Annotated in this window: 18 protein-coding genes; 12 read left to right on the top strand and 6 right to left on the bottom strand. The window is 29.6% G+C overall.

Features of this window, described 5'->3' with window-relative positions:
• The first annotated feature begins 21 nt into the window (after positions 1 to 21).
• From FBE87_RS03285 to FBE87_RS03230, 12 genes are all read left to right on the top strand, one after another.
• A complete protein-coding gene (locus tag FBE87_RS03285) occupies positions 22 to 1,242 on the top strand; it encodes an argininosuccinate synthase (protein WP_002872601.1) in 1,221 nt (406 codons plus the stop codon).
• Positions 1,243 to 1,254: 12 nt separating this feature from the next.
• A complete protein-coding gene (gene rplI / locus FBE87_RS03280) occupies positions 1,255 to 1,698 on the top strand; it encodes a 50S ribosomal protein L9 (RefSeq protein WP_002781628.1) in 444 nt (147 codons plus the stop codon).
• Complete coding sequence (hslV, locus tag FBE87_RS03275; protein ID WP_002781630.1) at positions 1,698 to 2,240, top strand: ATP-dependent protease subunit HslV; 543 nt, start codon at positions 1,698 to 1,700, stop codon at positions 2,238 to 2,240. The genes rplI and hslV overlap by 1 nt, the downstream gene beginning before the upstream one ends.
• Positions 2,237 to 3,556 carry an ATP-dependent protease ATPase subunit HslU gene (gene hslU / locus FBE87_RS03270; protein ID WP_002852226.1) on the top strand — a complete coding sequence of 440 codons (1,320 nt, stop codon included), beginning with the start codon at positions 2,237 to 2,239 and terminating at the stop codon, positions 3,554 to 3,556. Before hslV ends, hslU begins: the two co-directional genes overlap by 4 nt.
• Positions 3,553 to 4,428, top strand: coding sequence for a GTPase Era (gene era / locus FBE87_RS03265; RefSeq protein ID WP_002852114.1), 876 nt, complete (start codon positions 3,553 to 3,555; stop codon positions 4,426 to 4,428). Before hslU ends, era begins: the two co-directional genes overlap by 4 nt.
• Entirely contained in the window at positions 4,415 to 5,521 is a 1,107-nt protein-coding gene (locus FBE87_RS03260; RefSeq protein ID WP_100616580.1) for a hypothetical protein, read from the top strand. Before era ends, FBE87_RS03260 begins: the two co-directional genes overlap by 14 nt.
• Positions 5,514 to 6,062: a hypothetical protein gene (locus FBE87_RS03255; protein WP_100626009.1), complete on the top strand. Its 549-nt coding sequence runs from the start codon at positions 5,514 to 5,516 to the stop codon at positions 6,060 to 6,062. Before FBE87_RS03260 ends, FBE87_RS03255 begins: the two co-directional genes overlap by 8 nt.
• Before the next feature lie 125 nt (positions 6,063 to 6,187).
• Positions 6,188 to 6,409 carry a peptide MFS transporter gene (locus FBE87_RS09185; protein WP_165433115.1) on the top strand — a complete coding sequence of 74 codons (222 nt, stop codon included), beginning with the start codon at positions 6,188 to 6,190 and terminating at the stop codon, positions 6,407 to 6,409.
• A gap of 72 nt (positions 6,410 to 6,481) precedes the next feature.
• The gene (locus FBE87_RS03245) at positions 6,482 to 6,979 is read left to right on the top strand and encodes a peptide MFS transporter (protein ID WP_165433118.1); all 498 of its coding nucleotides are present in this window, start codon (positions 6,482 to 6,484) and stop codon (positions 6,977 to 6,979) included.
• A 17-nt stretch (positions 6,980 to 6,996) separates the two neighbouring features.
• Entirely contained in the window at positions 6,997 to 7,716 is a 720-nt protein-coding gene (locus FBE87_RS03240) for an oligopeptide:H+ symporter (protein ID WP_252726906.1), read from the top strand.
• 169 nt (positions 7,717 to 7,885) lie between these two features.
• Positions 7,886 to 9,439, top strand: a complete 1,554-nt coding sequence (locus tag FBE87_RS03235; protein WP_002867729.1) for a peptide MFS transporter — start codon at positions 7,886 to 7,888, stop codon at positions 9,437 to 9,439.
• A 15-nt stretch (positions 9,440 to 9,454) separates the two neighbouring features.
• Positions 9,455 to 11,245 carry an aminopeptidase P family protein gene (locus FBE87_RS03230; RefSeq protein WP_165433113.1) on the top strand — a complete coding sequence of 597 codons (1,791 nt, stop codon included), beginning with the start codon at positions 9,455 to 9,457 and terminating at the stop codon, positions 11,243 to 11,245.
• A gap of 120 nt (positions 11,246 to 11,365) precedes the next feature.
• Here FBE87_RS03230 and mrdA read toward each other — a convergent pair whose 3' ends face one another.
• From mrdA to FBE87_RS03200, 6 genes are read right to left on the bottom strand one after another with little or no spacing between them, the layout of a single operon-like run.
• Positions 11,366 to 13,171 carry a penicillin-binding protein 2 gene (gene mrdA / locus FBE87_RS03225; protein WP_002859991.1) on the bottom strand — a complete coding sequence of 602 codons (1,806 nt, stop codon included), beginning with the start codon at positions 13,169 to 13,171 and terminating at the stop codon, positions 11,366 to 11,368.
• The gene (locus FBE87_RS03220) at positions 13,172 to 13,666 is read right to left on the bottom strand and encodes a membrane protein (RefSeq protein WP_002852364.1); all 495 of its coding nucleotides are present in this window, start codon (positions 13,664 to 13,666) and stop codon (positions 13,172 to 13,174) included.
• A complete protein-coding gene (yihA, locus tag FBE87_RS03215) occupies positions 13,663 to 14,259 on the bottom strand; it encodes a ribosome biogenesis GTP-binding protein YihA/YsxC (protein WP_002867727.1) in 597 nt (198 codons plus the stop codon). Before yihA ends, FBE87_RS03220 begins: the two co-directional genes overlap by 4 nt.
• Complete coding sequence (locus FBE87_RS03210) at positions 14,256 to 14,717, bottom strand: LptA/OstA family protein (protein WP_002859586.1); 462 nt, start codon at positions 14,715 to 14,717, stop codon at positions 14,256 to 14,258. The genes yihA and FBE87_RS03210 overlap by 4 nt, the downstream gene beginning before the upstream one ends.
• Positions 14,699 to 15,214, bottom strand: a complete 516-nt coding sequence (locus FBE87_RS03205; protein ID WP_002921129.1) for a hypothetical protein — start codon at positions 15,212 to 15,214, stop codon at positions 14,699 to 14,701. The genes FBE87_RS03210 and FBE87_RS03205 overlap by 19 nt, the downstream gene beginning before the upstream one ends.
• Positions 15,205 to 15,693: an HAD-IIIA family hydrolase gene (locus FBE87_RS03200; RefSeq protein ID WP_044778964.1), complete on the bottom strand. Its 489-nt coding sequence runs from the start codon at positions 15,691 to 15,693 to the stop codon at positions 15,205 to 15,207. The genes FBE87_RS03205 and FBE87_RS03200 overlap by 10 nt, the downstream gene beginning before the upstream one ends.
• Between the last annotated feature and the right edge of the window lie 3 nt (positions 15,694 to 15,696).

Raw genomic sequence — 15,696 nt, 5'->3', positions numbered from 1 at the left:
TATTTTAACAAAGGATATCTTATGAAAAATGAAGTAAAAAAAGTAGTTTTAGCGTATTCTGGGGGGCTTGATACGAGCATTATTTTAAAATGGCTTCAAGATGAGTATAATTGTGAAGTTGTAACTTTTACAGCAGATATTGGTCAAGGTGAAGAACTCGAACCTGCAAGAAAAAAAGCCCTTTCTTTAGGCATAAAAGAAGAAAATATTTTCATTAAAGATTTAAGAGATGAATTTGTTAAAGATTATGTATTTCCTATGTTTAGAGCCAATGCGATTTATGAAGGAGAATATCTTTTAGGAACAAGTATAGCAAGACCACTTATAGCAAAAACTCAAGCACAAATCGCCCTGCAAACAGGTGCTGATGCAGTAAGTCATGGTGCCACAGGTAAAGGAAATGATCAAGTGCGTTTTGAACTTGGTTATCTTGCTTTTAATCCCGATTTAAAAATCATCGCTCCATGGCGTGAGTGGGATTTAAACAGTCGTGAAAAACTCCTTGCTTATGCACAAAAACACGGTATTGATATTTCTAAGAAAAAAGGAAAATCTCCTTATTCTATGGACACAAATTTACTTCATATTTCTTATGAAGGACTTGTTTTAGAAGATCCTGCACACGCACCTGAAGAAGATATGTGGAGATGGAGTAAAAGCCCAAAAGACGCTCCAAATGAAAGTGAAATTATAGAACTTGATTTCCAAAAAGGAGATTTAGTAGCGATAAATGGAGAAAAACTAAGTCCTGCAGGACTTTTAACCAAACTTAACGAACTAGGCTGCAAACACGGTATAGGACGCCTTGACATAGTAGAAAATCGCTATGTAGGCATGAAAAGCCGTGGTTGTTACGAAACTCCAGGCGGTACTATACTTTTAAAAGCACATAGAGCGCTTGAAAGCATCACGCTTGATAGAGAAGCAGCACACTTAAAAGATGAACTCATGCCAAAATACGCGAGTTTAATTTATAATGGCTATTGGTTCTCGCCTGAAAGAATGATGCTTCAAGCCTTAATCGATGAGTCTCAAATTCACGCCAATGGCAGAGTAAAACTCGAGCTTTATAAAGGCAATGTGATGGTTATAGGACGCGAAAGTGCGAACGATAGCTTGTTTAACGCAGCTTATTGTACTTTTGAAGAAGATGAAGTGTATAATCAAAAAGACGCAGCAGGCTTTATCAAGCTTAATGCTTTGCGTTTTATCATCGCAGGAAAAAATGGAAGAAAATTTTAATAAAGGAATAAAATGAAAGTATTATTAATCAAAGATGTAAAAGCACTTGGAAAAGCAGGAGAAATAAAAGAAGTAAAAGACGGCTATGGACAAAATTTCTTAATCGCTAAAGGCTTTGCTAAAGCAGCTACTAATGAAGTTTTAAGAAAATATGAAAGCGACAAGAAAAAAGAGGCTGAAAATTTACGCTTTGAAATCGCAAATTTAGAAAAACTCAAAGAAGAACTTAGCAAAATCACTCTTGAAATTTCAAAACCCGTAGGTGCAAATGGAAGTTTGTTTGGTGGCGTAACCAAAGATGAAATCGCTCACGCCCTAAAAGAACAAAGCCATATAGAAATCGATAAAAAAAGTTTGGAATGCGATACCTTAAAAAGCTTAGGAATCCACGAAGTAAGCGTAAAACTTGGACACGCAATCCATGCTAAATTTAACATAAATATAAAGGCAGAATAATGTTTCACGCAACAACGATTTTAGCTTACAAAGGTAAAAATAAATCCGTAATTGGCGGAGATGGACAAGTAAGCTTTGGAAATACGGTGCTAAAAGGCAATGCTGTAAAGATTAGAAAACTCAACAATGGCAAAGTTTTAGCAGGTTTTGCAGGATCAACAGCTGATGCTTTTAATCTTTTTGATATGTTTGAAAATCTCCTTCAAAGTTCTAAAGGCGATCTTTTAAAAGCAGCAATTGACTTTTCTAAAGAATGGAGAAAAGACAAATACCTAAGAAAACTTGAAGCCATGATGCTCGTACTTGATAGAAATCACATTTTTCTACTTTCTGGTACAGGCGATGTGGTCGAACCTGAAGATGGACAAATCGCAGCCATAGGAAGTGGTGGAAACTATGCGCTTTCAGCTGCTAGAGCCTTAGCAAAACATACCGATTTAGATGAAGAAGAACTTGTAAAATCAAGTCTTCAAATCGCAGGTGAAATTTGCATTTATACCAATACCAATATCAAAACTTATGTAATCGAGGATGAGAAATGAATCTAACTCCAAAAGAAATCGTTAAATTTTTAGATGATTATGTTATAGGACAAAAAAAAGCTAAAAAAATCATAGCTATAGCTTTAAGAAATCGCTACCGCAGAATGCAACTTAGCCCTGAGTTGCAAGATGATATAGTGCCAAAAAATATCTTGATGATAGGTTCTACAGGTGTAGGAAAAACAGAAATCGCTAGGCGTTTAGCTAAAATGATGGGCTTTCCTTTCATCAAAATCGAAGCAAGTAAATATACTGAAGTAGGTTTTGTAGGTCGTGATGTAGAAAGCATGGTAAGAGATCTTGCCAATGCGGCTTTAAATTTGGTAAAAAATGAGCAAAGAGAAAAAAACAAAGATAAAATCGATGAATTTATAGAAAATAAAATTTTAGAAAAACTTTTACCACCTTTACCAAAGGGTATCAGCGATGAAAAACAAGAAGAATATAAAAACAGTCTTGAAAAAATGAGAACTAAACTAAGAAATGGCGATCTTGATGAAAGCACCATAGAGATAGAAATTTCACAAAATATGTTTGATACCAATCCCAACCTACCTCCTGAAATGGGTGCAATGCAAGATATAGTTAAGGTTATAGGCGTTGGCAGTAAAAAAGTCAAAAAAGAAATGAAAATCAAAGACGCTAAAAATGCTTTAAAAAATGAAGCAGGAGAAAAAATCCTCGACCAAGAAAGCATCAAAAGCGAAGCCTTAAAAAGAGCGGAAAATGAAGGTATTATTTTTATTGATGAAATCGATAAAATCGCTGTTTCAAGCGGAAATTCAAACCGCCAAGATCCAAGTAAAGAAGGGGTGCAAAGAGACTTACTTCCTATAGTCGAGGGATCAAATGTACAAACAAAAATAGGTACTTTAAAAACCGATCATATTCTTTTTATCGCTGCAGGGGCTTTTCATCTTAGCAAACCAAGTGATCTTATCCCTGAACTGCAAGGACGCTTTCCTTTAAGAGTGGAATTAGATAGTCTTGATGATAAAGCTCTTTATGAAATTTTAACACGCCCTAAAAATTCACTTTTAAAACAATACTCTCAGCTTTTAAAAACTGAAAATTTAGAACTTGAATTTGATGATGAAGCCATTAAAGAAATAGCAAAAATAGCTTCAAGAGCCAATGAAGAAATGCAAGATATAGGTGCTAGACGCTTACATACTGTGATAGAAAAATTACTTGAAGATCTAAGTTTTGAAGCTGATGAGTATGCGGGTAAAAAATTCGTAGTGGATAAAAAAATGGTAGAAGAAAAACTCGGAGATATCATAGAAAATAAAGATCTTGCAAGGTATATTTTGTGAAAAGTGGCTTTGTTAGTATCATAGGGCGTACTAATGCAGGAAAAAGTACTTTAATCAATTCCTTATTAGAAGAAAAAATCGCCCTAGTTTCTCACAAACAAAACGCCACAAGGCGTAAAATCAAAGCCATAGTGATGCATGAAAAAAATCAAATCATTTTCATCGATACCCCAGGACTTCACGAAAGCGGTGCTACGCTTAATCAACTGCTTGTCCAAAGTGCTATTAAATCCATGGGGGATTGTGATGTGATTTTATTTGTGGCGAGTGTTTTTGATAGTACAAAAGACTATGAAAATTTTCTTAGTCTAAACCCACAAGTACCACATATCATCACTTTAAATAAAGTAGATTTAACCGACAATGCTACACTTTTAAAAAAACTTAGCGAATATGCAAAATTTAGCCAACATTTTAAGGCTATCATTCCTTATTCTTCTAAGAAAAAAAGCTATAAAAAAGGCTTGTTAGATGAGATAGTAAAATATCTTGACGAACATGAATATTTTTATGATCCTGAATTTTTAAGTGCGAGTAGCGAAAAAGAAATTTATAGAGATTTCATACTTGAAAGTATTTATGAAAATTTAAGCGATGAGCTTCCTTATAGTAGCGAAGTGCTTATCCATCGCACCAAAGACACACCTAATCTTTTAATCCTAGAAGCCAATATCATCACAGATACAAACTCTCACAAGGGTATGCTTATAGGAAAAGAAGGGGCAACTTTAAAAAGAATAGGCAAAGATGCACGCTTTAAAATTTCAAAACTTGCCCAAAAAAAGGTACTTTTAAAGCTTTTTGTAACAGTGAAAAAAAACTGGCAAAAAGATGAAGAATTTTTAAAAAAACTTCTAAATGATGAAAATTAATTCATTAAATAAAATAAATTTTATAAAATCTACAGATTTACTTTATGCTCAAAGAACGGGAATATCCAAAGAAGACGAACTTTTTAACAATTTAACTGCAGATTTTAAGCTAAGCAAACCCTTTGACTATCAAATAGCTTTTTTTAAACATAATGAAATTTATCATTGTTTTTTAGCACCTGTTTACAAATTGAAAAAAAGTCGTTTTTGCTTTCCCGAGCCTTTAATTTTTCAAGCTTTATTTGATGAAAGATTTATTGAGGAAAGTGATTATTGTGTTTTAAATTTATATGATCAAACTTTATATTTATATTTTTACCAAGAGGGAAAATTTATCAATCTTAAAAAAATCGAAAATTTCAACCCAAGCAATATGGATTTATTTTTTAAACAAAATCGATTTATAGAACTTTTAAAACACTATGAAAGCAAATTGCTACTTTATCAGGATTTGGATACAATCAAACATTACTTCTCATCTCAAATAAAATGTTTAAATCTAAATGATATTCTTGATAAAAATAGTTTATTGAAATTAAGTTCATATAGTATAAAAAATCTAGATCAAAATTGTAATTTTATCAAGCATAATAAAATAAAAATATCTATTTCTTTTAAAATTATATTAATATTTATTTTTAGCTTTAGTCTTAGCATGATGATTTTATTATTTAAAGATTTTATAGAGTACAAACAAAATAAGGAAATTCAAAATAAAAATTTTATCATACAAGAAGAAATTTCTAAACTAAAACAAGATAAGCAAAAATTATTAACAAACATACAAGATTTAAACTTTACTCTTTCCAATAAAATATCATCTACACAACAACAATTTCATATTTTATCCACCATAACAAAAGAAATCAATTTAGACAAAAATAAGGCAATCATTCTAAATCAAATCATATCATGGCTTAACTCCAATGACCTTAAAATCACAAATCTTGAATTTGAACAAACAAAAATCATTCTTTCTTTTATCGATGAAAACCACTTTAAAAGAGCATTAGAAAATCTAAATTCTGCTTTTAAAATTCTTGATAAAAATGAAGAAACATTTAATATCATATTAGAAGTCATACATGAATAAAATAGAAGTATTTTTGCAGAATTTAAATCCTAGGGAAAAATTTCTTTTTATTTCTTTTATCTGTCTTTGTGCTTTGTTTTTAGCTTTTAAAATTCACGATCACTTTTTGGAAGATATTTTTCAAAAAACATTAGTAGAACATAATTACCTTGCATTAAATGAAGCAAAAATAGAAAATTCACATCTTAAAGAAATAGAGACAAAGCTAACAAAACAGATAAAAATAGAGGAAGAAAAATTAAAATACTATAAAGAAAAATTGCATTTATTTTTTTATGATAAAAATTTTTTCAATAAAAAAATCAATAATTTATCCAAAAATTTAATCATTAATGAAATAAAATTTTCCCAAGAAAACAAAAATTTTATTCACTATAATTATGTTTCTCTAAGTTTAAATGGCAACTTTAAAGACTTACTCAATTTTATACAAAATTTAGAAAATCTTCCTATAGCTTTAAAAATTGATAAAATAAAACTATACAATACACAGGGTTTAAAATTAAAGCTTGATTTAATGTTTAAATTTGTTAATTTATAATAATATTAAAATATTATATTTTTAAATATTATTATAAAAAAATATTTAAAAATATTGTAATTTAATTATTTTTCTATTACTATTAGTTAAAATATTTTAAACATAAAAAAGAAAGGTATTGGGAAGTGACTAAACAAGAAATACAAAAACTCGATACAAATTTCCTAGGTCATCGCAAGCCTTTATTCTCTCTATCAATGGTAGAACTTTGGGAAAGATTTGCTTTTTATGGCATACGATCTTTACTTGTGCTTTTCATGGCAACAACCATAAGCAAAGGTAGACTTGGAATAAGCACTGAATACGCCTCGGCAATTTATGGTATTTTTGCAGGAGCTTGTATTTAGCAGCACGCTTCCTGGAGGCTGGATTACTGATAATTATTCAGGGCAAAAAAGGCTTTATTTCTAGGTTCTTTTATTATAACTTTAGGACATATTAGCATAGCCTTATCTATTTTAAGCACACCTATGTTTTTCCTAGGGCTTACTTTTATCGTTATTGGTACTGGATTTTTTAAAACTAACGCTTCTGTAACAGTTGGAATGTTATATAAACAAAATGATACAAGATGCGATACTGGCTATACGATTTTTTATATAGGAATTAACATTGGAGCATTCATTGCTCCTCTTATATGTGGTTTTGTTCAAGCAAAATGGAATTATCATTTAGGATTTGGCATAGGAGGTTTAGATATGCTAATCTCTTTGCTTATTTTATATTTTAAAGCTACCCCTGAACTTGAAGAATTTCATAAAAATTGTACTTTAAAGCAAAACTGTGAACAACCATTTAAAAAAAGTAAAAATTTAACTCTTATACTAAGTATAAGCTTGTTAAGTATTATTGGATTTTTTCTAATTTTTATTAATCTTGCAGATATTAATCCCATAATACTATCAAAAAACTTCTAATTGTAATTTTACTATGTTTGGTAATTTATTTCATATATCTTTTTGTTTTTAAAACCTTAAATAAAAGAGAGAAACAACAATTAATAATTTTAATTGTTTTATTCTTTGCAGCCACTTTTTTTTGGAGTACTTTTGAACAAAAACCTACCGCTTATAATCTTTTTGCGCAAGATTTTACAAATAGAAATATTTTTGATTGGAAAATTCCAACAAACTGGTTTCAATCTTTTAATCCAATTTTTATCATCATACTTGCTCCTATAGCAAGTTATATTTGGATATTTTTAGAGAAAAAAAATATATATTTTTCTTCCATTGGAAAATTTACTTTAGGAATATTATTTGCCGGTATTGGTTTTATGATGATGACCTTTGCTTCACAAAATCTAATAAACAACAATGGTTTGCCAATATCCATGGCTTGGATTATCATAAGTATATTCTTTTTAACACTTGGGGAACTATGCGTGTCTCCTATTGGACTCTCTATAATGGCTAAGGTTGCCCCTGATTTAATCAAAAATCAAATCATGGGACTTTGGTTTGTAGCAAGTGCACTTGGAAATTTTGTTGCAGGACTTATAGGAGGAAATGTCAATATTAAAAACATCGATCAACTTCCCAGTATTTTTGGACAATACATGTGGATGCTTTTTGTTGTAGCGCTTTTACTTTTTATTGCTAAAAAACCAATTTATAAAATTCTTAACGAAAAAAATAAGCAATTATCTAACTAAACTTAAAATACAAAATACACCAAAGTTGAAAATTGATCTTAATATTTCTTTTTTATATTTGCAAAAAAGTAACATTATGATATAAATCATTTAAAAATATTACAAAGTTATACATATTTTTTAATTTCTTGTCTATAATTTATAAATAAAAATACACAAAGGATATAAATTGAGTAAAAATGTAAAAAATTTAGATACTTCATTTTTTGGACATCCAAAACCACTTTTATCTCTTTCACTTACTGAGCTTTGGGAAAGATTTTCTTTTTACGGAATTCGTCCCTTGCTTTACCTTTTTATGATAGCAAGTTTTGAAAAAAGTGGAATGAACTTAAAACCTGAAGAAGCAAGTGCAATTATGGGAATTTTTGCAAGTTGTTTATATCTTGCTGCTTTGCCAGGTGGATGGCTTGCGGATAATTACTTAGGACAAAAAAGAGCAATTTTACTAGGTGCTTTAACTATAGCATTTGGACATTTGTGCATAGCCTTTTCTTATTTTAACAATAAAATGATTTTTGTTGGTATGGTTTTTTTGGTTATAGGTACAGGACTTTTTAAAACTTGTGCTTCTGTAATGGTTGGAATGCTTTATAAAAAAAATGATGCGAGGCGTGACTCTGGTTTTACTCTTTTTTATATGTGCTTTAATTTTGGTGCTTTTGTAGCTCCTTTAATTTGCGGCTTTTTACAAAAAGAATACGGATGGCATTTTGGTTTTGGTGCAGGTGGGATTGGTATGCTTTTAGCGGTAATTATTTTCTACCTAAAAACTATGCCTGATTTAAAAGAATTTGATGAAAAAGTTGGCATAGACTCTACTTGGGATAGACCAAGCAAAAAAAGCAAAAACGCATTTTACATCATCATTGTATCAGGTATTGTTTTGCTTGGAGCAATATTTTTAATCCTTGGTGGTTTTATAAAATTAGATGCACAAGTTATTAATAAAAATATTATTTTAACTATCTTAGCTTGTGCTGGAATTTATTTTTTATATCTTTTCGCTTTTACTTCTTTAAAAATAGAAGAAAAAAGAAATTTAATTATTTTTATTGTTTTATTTTTAGCGGCTGCGTTATTTTGGTCAGTATATGAGCAACAATACACTTCTTTTAATTTTTTTGCAGAAAAATTAACAGATAAAACCATATTAAATTATGAAATTCCTACAATATGGTTTCAATCTCTTGGAGGTTTATTTGTTATACTTTTTGCACCTTTTAGTGCTTTTATATGGACTATATGTGCCAAAAATAATAAAGAAATTTCATCTATTATTAAATTTGCATTAGGACTTTTGGGTGCAGCTTTGGCATTTTTAATAATGGCTTTAGCTTCAAATCATGCAATTAGTTTAAATGGCGATGCTAATACATTAAGAGAAAATTTAGAAAATTCATCACAAATTATTTTAGTTTCACCTTGGTGGCTTGTCAGTAGCTTTTTGCTTATGGTTTTAGGAGAGCTTTGCCTTTCCCCTGTGGGACTTTCTATAATGACAAAAATTGCACCTAATTTAATTAAATCTCAAGTCATGGGACTTTGGTTTGTAGCAAGTGCATTAGGTAATGCTTTAGCTGGATTCATAGGTGGTAAAGCAAGTGAAGAAAATATAGCTTATTTGCCAAATTTATTTTACCAATGTATGTGGATATTACTTGGTGCTGTTATAATTTTACTTATACTCAAAAAACCTATCAATAAAATACTAAAAAATTAATATTAAGGAGAAAATATGAGTATTTACAAACAAAGAGTATTAGAACTTAGAAGATTAATGAAAGAAAATAATATTGACGCCTATCTCATCTTAAGCGCGGATCCGCATTTGAGCGAATATTTACCAGAATATTACAAAAACAGAGTCTTTATCAGTGGCTTTAAGGGTTCTGTTGGAACAGTTCTTATCACACAAGAAGAGGGCTTTTTGTGGGTAGATGGAAGATATTGGCTTCAAGCACAAAAGGAATTAGAAGGTAGTGGCATACTTTTACAAAAGCAAGATGCTAAAAATACTTTTACCAAATGGTTGGAAAAAAATTTAAGCGAAGATAAAATTTTAGGCATCGATTTTGCACTTTTACCTTTATCTTTGCAAAAAGATTTAAAGATTAATTGCAAGGCAAATTTAAAACATATAGATTTGATAAGTCCACTTTGGAAAGATCGTCCCACTTTACCACAAGAAAAAATTTATGAACACGAACTAGAATACTGCTCTCACTCAAGAAAAGAAAAATTAGCATTAGTGCGTCAAAAAATGAAAAATTTAAATGCTACTTCTCATTTAATCTCCAGCCTTGATGATATAGCTTGGCTTACAAATTTAAGAGGGAATGATGTAAATTATAATCCTGTATTTTTAAGTCATTTGCTAATCTTGGAAGACAAAGCCTTGCTTTTTGTTGATCAGAAAAAAGTAAATTCAGAACTTGAAAAAAAATTAAATTTAGATGGGTTTTGGCTTAAAAATTATGATGAAATCATCATGGAGCTTGAAGAACTTGCAAATACAAATTTGCTTATTGAACCTTCAAAAATGACCGCTTTACTCATAAATTCTTTAGATAAAAGCGTAAAAATCATTCAAGAAATTAATCCAAGCACTCACTTAAAAGCAGCTAAAAATACAAAAGAAATAGCGCATATACAAGATGCTATGATAGAAGATGGAGTGGCTTTATGTAAATTTTTTGCCTGGCTTGAAGAAGCGATAGAAAATAAAGAACTAATAAGCGAATTAGACATAGATGTTAAAGCAAGCGAATTTAGAGCACAAAGCAAGTACTACATAAGTGATAGTTTTGCCACTATAGCAGGCTTTAACGAAAATGCAGCATATCCACATTATAAAGCCACAAAAGAGAGTTTTGCTTATCTTAAAAAAGATGGGCTTTTACTTATTGATTCTGGTGGACAATATAAAAACGGCACAACAGATATTACACGCGTTGTACCAATAGGAAAGGCTAATGCAGAACAAATTCATGACTATACCTTGGTTTTAAAAGCACATATTGCCATTTCCAGTGCAATTTTTCCAAAAGATATAGCTATGCCCTTGCTTGATGCAATCACACGCGCACCTTTATGGAAAGAACAAATTGACTATATACACGGCACAGGACATGGCGTGGGATATTTTTTAAATGTCCATGAAGGTCCACAAGTTTTATCTTATCTATCCCCTGTGCTTGAAAAAACAAAAGCCAAAGAAGGTATGCTAACCTCCATAGAGCCAGGTATTTATAAAGTAGGTAAATGGGGTATAAGACTTGAAAATTTAGTTATTCATACCAAAGTAGAAAATCCTAAAAATAAAGATTTTGGAGAGTTTTTATACTTTAAACCTGTTACTCTTTGTCCTTTTGAAATATCTTGTATTGATACAAAAATGTTAGATGAAAAAGAAAAAGAATGGTTAAACAATTATCACAAAGAAGTATTTGAAAAACTTTCTCCTAAGCTAGGTGATTATCCAAAAGCTCTAATTTGGCTTGAAAAAAGAACAAAAGCCATCTTTTAAGATACTTTTGTTAACATAGATAAATTTTCCTTGTATTAAACTTATAATTTGTTTAATACAAGATTTTTAAACCAATTGCTAAAAAAGTTTTTTTTGAAAAACTCAATTTACAACTAAAAATTATTTAAAATATCCAAGTTCAATCATTTTTTGATAAATTTTAGCTACAGTTGCCCCTGAAGTAATATTTCTCCCACCATGTTCCAAAAGAACGGTAACTACATATTTTGGCTTAGAATAAGGAGCATAAGAAGTAAGCCACGCATGAGATCTAGTATAATACTCAAATTGTTTTTCATCAACCCTATTTTTATCTGTTTGTGAAAATCCCACAACCTGAGCAGTTCCTGTTTTTGCTGCAACTTTCACATCAAGATTATGCAAATAACGATAAGAGGTTCCTCCTTGCTCATTAGCAACAGCATACATTGCATCTCTTATATAAGGCAATTGACTCTTTTCAAATAAAGTAAAAATTTCTTTTTTATTTTCATCCATTTGATTTTCTATAGTTGTATTATTATTTTCTATGCTTTTTAAAAAATGAGGTATAACCTCTCCACCTTTTGCGATTTGAGCCGTATATCTAGCAATTTGCATAGGTGTTGCAAGAAAATTACCTTGACCTATAGCTGTATTTAAAGTATCACCTTGAAACCAAGATTGTCTATATCTTTGCATCTTCCATTCTTTGCTTGGTAAAGTTCCTACAAATTCACTAGGTAAATCTACCCCTGTTTTCGCTCCAAAGCCAATGCGAGATAAAGTTTCACTTATTTGATCGATTCCAACTTGCAAACTGCCATTATAAAAATAAACATCACAACTATATTTTATCGCATGTTTTAAATCCACAGGTCCATGGCCTGATCGATTCCAACATCTAAAAAACCTGCCTCCAAGCTCAATGCTTCCATTGCAAACATATTGAGTCGACGGGCTAATATTTTTAGAATTTAAAAAAGAAAGCCCTACTCCCATTTTTACAACAGAACCTGGAGGATAATATCCATTTATAAGTTTATTTGTAAAAGGATGATCAAGACTATTTGAAAGCTCATCCCAATCCTTAAAAGAAATCCCTGTTACAAAAGGATTAAGATCATATTCAGGGAAACTCCCTGCAGCTAAAATAGATCCATCATTTACATTCATAATTATAGCAGCTCCAGCATTCCCTTCAAACAATGAAGTTAAATAAGACTGAAGCTCTATATCTATCGTAAGTTCTATATCATTAGACATAGCAGGAGTGTAAGAAAGCTGTTCTACTTCTTGATTTAAGGCATTAACCTTATAAACCCTAGTTCCTTTTTCTCCTTGTAAAATATCATTATAATAGCGTTCTATACCGCTTTTTCCCGTATAGTTAGAAAGTTTTGCTATTTCATTTTCTTGAACATCTTGTAAATTTGCCTTACCTACATACCCAATAATATGCGAAGCCAATTTTCCAAAAGGATATTTTCTTTTTACAACAGGATCTATTTTTATTGTTTTATTAAGATTTAACTCTGAATAATGCGGAATAATCTCATCGTAGGGTATAAAATCTACAACTTTAATAAAATCTTGATTATAGTAAGAATCATTTCTCTTATAAATTTCTGCTAATTTACTAGCATTTAAATCAGGAAATAAATTTGTAAGTTCAGATAATTCTTTATCTAAAATTCCTTTATTTGACTTTTTAATACTTAAATAAGGTTTAATAGAAATACTAAAACCCAAATCATTAATAGCCAATAAAGTTCCATTTCTATCTGTAATTTGACCCCTAACAGGTGGTAAAAATTCAGTTTTTATGGCATTTTGTTTAGCAAGCTCTTCATAATATACATTTGATTTTATACTCAAATAATACACACGACTTAATAAAAATATAAAAAACAATAGTATAAATCCAACAACTAGACGCATTCTCATTTAAATTTTACCTTTAAAAAACACATAAGCTAAACAACATTCTATAAAAACTGAAACAATATACGCCCATCCTAAAATTTTAATTTTTTCATCTCCAATATAAGACAATATCATATCCAAAAACAAAATAATGCCGTAAGCACAAAGCACAAAAACAACAGGGATAAATTTACCAATTTTTAAATTTGTCTTAATCCAATCTGCACAAAGATAATAAAAAATAAAAAATGCCAACCAAGATGAAAAAATAAAAAAATTATAAGTTATATCAGTAAAAAATAAAAAAAATAAAGAAAAATACCATCTAAAATCAAGCTTTGAAAAAGTTCTTTCTCTCTCTTCTAGTAAGCAAAACATATAACAGAAAAAAATCCCATAAAGTAACGGGGTATATACAAAAGTCGAACCAAGAATCTGATAAATTAGAAAAAAAAATCCTAAAAAGACATAAGCTCCATTAAATTTTGCTTTATAAGCACTTAAATTTCTTCTCATTTATCAAGACCTAAAGTTTGATTGATAATAATATCTTCTAAAGAATCAAGGCCAAATTTATTCAAATTTGAAACTAAAATAGAGTCTTTAAATTCATTTTTTAACTTAGCTTTTTCACTTTGATTTAATTTATCGCATTTGGTAAAAACTTTTAAAATTTTTTGATCAGGTCGTAAAAATCTTTTCAAATAGTCATTTAAATTTACATCGATCTCTAAATGAGTATGTCTTGAGTCGATTAAATGTATAAATAACTTTATCGAGGTTCTTAATTTTAAAAATTCATCTAAGTTTTGATTCCATATTTCTTTTAAATTTTTAGAAACCTTTGCATAACCAAACCCTGGCAAATCGATAAAATTGATATTAAATTTTTCTTCATTTCTTTTGCAAATTACTTCGAAAAAATTTATAAGCTGAGTTTTTCCAGGAGTTGCCGAACTTTTGGCTAAATTTTTTTGTTTACACAAAGAATTGATTAAAGAACTTTTTCCGACATTAGAACGCCCCAAAAATGCTACTTCACTAAAATTTGAGCTCAAATTCTCATCAAATTTCACTAAAGAAGTGATAAATTTAGCACTAATTATCATTTGTCTTTAAGATCAAACACAAAACGAGCAGGTTTTTGATCCTTACTCTCCACTCGATAAATATTAGCTTTTCTATCGACTATTATTTTATCACCAAAAAGTTTTTGATTGCTTCCAAGCTCATTTATATAAGCATGACCATTAATCTCGTAAGTATCTTTAATAACATTATAAATAAATTTATCTCCACTACCTTTATAAGTTTTACCTTTTAAAACAATCTTAAACCTAGCATTTTGCATTGCTTCATAACGAATAGGTTTGCGATTTTTATCCGTATAAATAATCAATTTTTCAGAATTTAAAATATCATCACCTCTAATTACTTCTACATTTCCACTAAGAATACTTTCACCCTTATTTTCATCTGAGTAAAAATTTAAAGCTTTTACTTCAATTTGAGTTGCCCAAGTTACACTTACACAAGCTAACAATAAAATTATTTGTCTTGCAACCACGCATTTACTCCTTGGATATTTAAAATTTTGTTTTTTACATCATAGTTTAAAGTATTTCCGTTAATAATACTTCCATTGATCAGAGCTTTAAAATTAGTATTTGTGTGTAAAATTTTATCCTTAGGTTGGTATTCTACCTCTTGAGAAATAATTTTGACATTATTAGAACCTATATAAGTAACATTTCCTTCAAACAAAACCTTGCTCATATCTTTATTAAAAAATTCTAAACGATTTGCACTAAGATTAAAATCTAAATTTAAAGTAATAAAATCATTAAATTCATCTCTATCTGCATATCTCACCCAAGAATTTGCCTTATAATATGCCTTAATTGTACTAGTATTACTCTCATAAGCTTTCAAATTTTTAGCCTCAATATTTTTAAAATTTAAAGCATTAGTTTGCAAATTCAAAGAATATGGATCTTGCAAACTTAAAATCGTAAAAGTAATTGTAAAAAGAGCAATTAAAATTCCAAAAATTTTTATAGCCAAAGCTTATTCCATTCTTCTTCTAGATGATTTTTTTCTACTAAAATTTCTATCATCTGTGCTACAGCAGCCTTACCACCTTTTTTGCTAAGCACTATGTCTACATTTAAATTTTTATGACCATCTTTTGGCTTAAAACTAAGTCCTACACTTTCAAGCAAAGCCTTATCGTTAAAATAATCCCCAATAGCTGCACACTGAGAAAAATCTAAATTAAGTTTTTGTAAAATTTCTTTTGCACAAGCTAACTTATCCTTAATACCTTGATATAAAATTTCTATTTTTAAATCTTTAGCTCTTTTTTCAACACAAGGACAATTTCTACCTGTAATAATAGCAATTTTTTTACCAAGCTTTAGCCAAGCCTCGATAGCTGCTCCATCTTTTACATCAAATTCTTTAATAAATTCTCCATTAGAAGTATAAATAATTTTTCCATCAGTTAAACAGCCATCTACATCCAAAAAAATCAATTCTGTCATAAT

The sequence above is a fragment of the Campylobacter sp. CFSAN093246 genome (genome assembly GCF_012889415.1).
In the GTDB taxonomy this organism is placed as follows: Bacteria; Campylobacterota; Campylobacteria; order Campylobacterales; family Campylobacteraceae; genus Campylobacter_D; species Campylobacter_D jejuni.
This window is presented reverse-complemented; position numbering and strand designations above follow the sequence as displayed.

Coding starts and splice junctions, on each gene's coding strand:
- FBE87_RS03285 (WP_002872601.1), top strand. CDS start 22: ATGAAAAATGAAGTAAAAAAAGTAGTTTTAGCGTATTCTGGGGGGCTT.
- rplI (WP_002781628.1), top strand. CDS start 1,255: ATGAAAGTATTATTAATCAAAGATGTAAAAGCACTTGGAAAAGCAGGA.
- hslV (WP_002781630.1), top strand. CDS start 1,698: ATGTTTCACGCAACAACGATTTTAGCTTACAAAGGTAAAAATAAATCC.
- hslU (WP_002852226.1), top strand. CDS start 2,237: ATGAATCTAACTCCAAAAGAAATCGTTAAATTTTTAGATGATTATGTT.
- FBE87_RS03260 (WP_100616580.1), top strand. CDS start 4,415: ATGATGAAAATTAATTCATTAAATAAAATAAATTTTATAAAATCTACA.
- FBE87_RS03255 (WP_100626009.1), top strand. CDS start 5,514: ATGAATAAAATAGAAGTATTTTTGCAGAATTTAAATCCTAGGGAAAAA.
- FBE87_RS03230 (WP_165433113.1), top strand. CDS start 9,455: ATGAGTATTTACAAACAAAGAGTATTAGAACTTAGAAGATTAATGAAA.
- mrdA (WP_002859991.1), bottom strand. CDS start 13,171: ATGAGAATGCGTCTAGTTGTTGGATTTATACTATTGTTTTTTATATTT.
- FBE87_RS03220 (WP_002852364.1), bottom strand. CDS start 13,666: ATGAGAAGAAATTTAAGTGCTTATAAAGCAAAATTTAATGGAGCTTAT.
- yihA (WP_002867727.1), bottom strand. CDS start 14,259: ATGATAATTAGTGCTAAATTTATCACTTCTTTAGTGAAATTTGATGAG.
- FBE87_RS03200 (WP_044778964.1), bottom strand. CDS start 15,693: ATGACAGAATTGATTTTTTTGGATGTAGATGGCTGTTTAACTGATGGA.